Annotated in this window: 3 protein-coding genes; all 3 read left to right on the forward strand. The window is 59.6% G+C overall.

The genetic code is table 11. From position 1 onward, the window contains the following. Positions 1–78 precede the first annotated feature (78 nt). The 3 genes from lgt to folA all read left to right on the forward strand — a co-directional run bounded on the left by lgt (position 79) and on the right by folA (position 2,454). On the forward strand, positions 79–891 hold the full coding sequence (gene lgt / locus Q7L05_RS17320; RefSeq protein ID WP_303909561.1) for a prolipoprotein diacylglyceryl transferase: 813 nt from the start codon (positions 79–81) through the stop codon (positions 889–891). 2 nt (positions 892–893) lie between these two features. After that, the gene (locus Q7L05_RS17325) at positions 894–1,727 is read left to right on the forward strand and encodes a thymidylate synthase (protein ID WP_303909563.1); all 834 of its coding nucleotides are present in this window, start codon (positions 894–896) and stop codon (positions 1,725–1,727) included. Positions 1,728–1,968: 241 nt separating this feature from the next. Then, positions 1,969–2,454 (forward strand): type 3 dihydrofolate reductase, encoded by a 486-nt coding sequence (gene folA, locus Q7L05_RS17330; protein ID WP_303909566.1) that lies wholly within the window; start codon positions 1,969–1,971, stop codon positions 2,452–2,454. Positions 2,455–2,834 lie beyond the last annotated feature (380 nt).

Below are 2,834 nucleotides of genomic sequence, written 5' to 3' on the forward strand. Positions count from 1 at the left end.
GCCACTAGCCACTAGCCACTAGCCACTAGCCACTAGCCACTAGCCACTAGCCACTAGCTGTTCTGGTATACTCCTGCCATGTTGAGATTCCCCGATATCGATCCGGTCGCCATCAGTTTCGGCCCGGTCCAGGTGCACTGGTATGGCTTGATGTATCTGGTCGGCTTTGTCGGCGGCTGGTGGCTGGGACGCCGCCGGGCGGCGCAGCCACGCTGGAATTGGAAGCCCGCGCAGGTCGATGACCTGGTTTTTTACTCCGCACTGGGGGTGGTGCTGGGCGGTCGCATCGGGTATGTCCTGTTTTACAATTGGGGCGCATTCCTGCAGGACCCGTTGATGCTGTTCCGGATCTGGGAAGGCGGGATGTCGTTCCATGGCGGTCTGCTCGGGGTGATGGTTGCTCTGGGCGTCTACGCCTGGCGGGAAAACCGTCGCTATTTCGAGGTCGTCGATTTTCTGGCACCGCTGGTGCCCATCGGCCTTGGTGCGGGGCGCATCGGCAACTTCATCAATGGCGAGCTGTGGGGCAAGCCCACCGATCTGCCGTGGGGGATGGTCTTTCCCGGAGCCGGCGATGTAGCGCGCCATCCCTCTCAGCTCTATCAGTTTTTCCTCGAAGGCGTGGTGCTGTTCGCCATCCTCTGGTGGTTCTCTTCCAGGCCGCGTCCGACCATGGCCGTTTCGGGTGTCTTTGCCGTTGGTTATGGCCTGTTCCGTTTTCTGGTGGAATTCGTGCGCGAACCCGATGCCCATCTCGGCTATCTGGCCTTTGGCTGGGTGACCATGGGGCAGGTGCTCTCACTACCGCTGATCGTTGTCGGTCTGGTGTTGCTGGGGCTTGCCTACGGTCGCGGCAATACCGGTAAAGCCGTTTCCAACGGGCAGAAATAATCATGCGCCAATACCTCGATCTGATGCGTCATGTGCTTGAGAACGGCACCGTAAAGGAGGACCGGACCGGCACCGGCACCCGAAGCGTATTCGGTTACCAGATGCGCTACGACCTGTCGGAAGGCTTCCCATTGGTCACCACTAAGAAGCTGCACCTGCGCTCGATAATCCATGAACTCCTCTGGTTCCTGCGAGGCGAGACCAACATCGCTTATCTGAAGGAGAATGGCGTCCGGATCTGGGATGAATGGGCGGACGAGAAGGGAGACCTCGGGCCGCTGTACGGCTATCAGTGGCGTTCCTGGCCGACGCCGGACGGCAGGCATATCGATCAGATCCAGCAGGCGGTCGACCAGATTCGCACCAATCCCGATTCGCGGCGCATCATTGTCAGTGCCTGGAACGTGGCCGATCTGCCCGACGAAGCGATCTCCCCCAGGGAGAATGCGGCAGCCGGTCGCATGGCCCTGGCCCCCTGTCATGCATTCTTCCAGTTCTACGTGGCCAACGGCCGCCTCTCGTGCCAGCTCTATCAGCGTTCCGGAGACATTTTCCTCGGCGTGCCGTTCAACATCGCCTCCTACTCCCTGCTGACCATGATGCTGGCGCAGGTGACCGGTCTCGAGCCGGGAGATTTCGTACACACCCTGGGGGATGCCCATCTCTACTCCAACCATCTGGAGCAGGCGCGCCTGCAGCTGTCCCGTGAGCCCTACCCGTTGCCGGCCATGCGTCTGAATCCCGACATCGATTCGGTCTTCGATTTCCGTTTCGAGGATTTCCGGTTGGACGGTTATGAACACCACCCGCCGATCAAGGCGCCGGTGGCCGTCTAGGAGCTGTCCAGTATAGTAACGGGCTCCAAAATGTAGGTTGGCGCTGAGGAACGAAGCCCAACAAAATCAACGTTGGGGTTCGCATAACTCACCCCAACCTACAAACACCGATGTTCTCGGACAGGCTCCTGGACGAATCCGCAGTGGGTACCGCGCAGAAGGTCGTCTTTTTCAGACCCACTGCTGTATTGTCTCCGTGGTTTTATAGTCAAGATGTCTGTTCGTGTGGGCTGGAGAGAATATGCGCATTTCCATCATCGCAGCCATGGCGGAAGACCGGGTGATTGGTATCGAGAACCGGCTCCCCTGGAGTCTGCCTGCCGACATGCAGTGGTTCCGTCGCCATACGCTCGGGAAACCGGTCATCATGGGCCGCAAGACGTTTGAATCCATCGGTCGCCCCCTTCCCAAGCGCACCAATGTGGTGGTCACCGGTGATCCCTCCTATCGCGCGGAGGGATGCCGGGTGGTCCACTCCATCGAAGCCGCCCTCGAAGCCGCGCAACCGGCGGAGGAGGTCATGGTGATCGGCGGCGCCTCTTTCTATCGACAGATCCTGCCCCGCGCCGATCGGCTCTACCTGACTCAGGTCCACGCGGTGATCGAAGGCGATGCCTGGTTCCCGCCTATCGATCCCTCCGAATGGCGCGAGATCGAGCGGGAGGAGTACCCCGCCGACGCCGCCAATCCCCATGGCATGACTTTCCAGGTATTGGAAAGAATGTAGGGTGCATTCTTCAAATGCACCGGTAGGCCGTTACCGGAAAGGTGCCTTTGGGTGATCGGCGCATTTGGGGGCATCTCTATCTTTGGGTGCCGACCTTTTGTGGGGTGCCATTTTTCGAATGCGTCGGAATGGCGTGCAAGAATGCGCCCTACGTGGACCGGAACGCAGCCACCGAAAAATGTGCCTTTTGGGTGAGCGGCGCATTTGGGGGCATCGTCATCTTTGGGTGGCTGCCTTTTGTGGGGGTGCCATTTTTCGAATGCGTCGGATGGCGTGCAAGAATGCGCCCTACGTGCACCGAAACGCCGTCACCGAAAAAGGTGCCTTTGGGTGAGCGGCGCATTTGGGGGCATCGTCATCTTTGGGTGGCTGCCTTTTGT

Origin of the sequence: Thiohalomonas denitrificans (assembly GCF_016841685.1) — a bacterium.
Taxonomy (GTDB): Bacteria; Pseudomonadota; Gammaproteobacteria; order Thiohalomonadales; family Thiohalomonadaceae; genus Thiohalomonas; species Thiohalomonas denitrificans_A.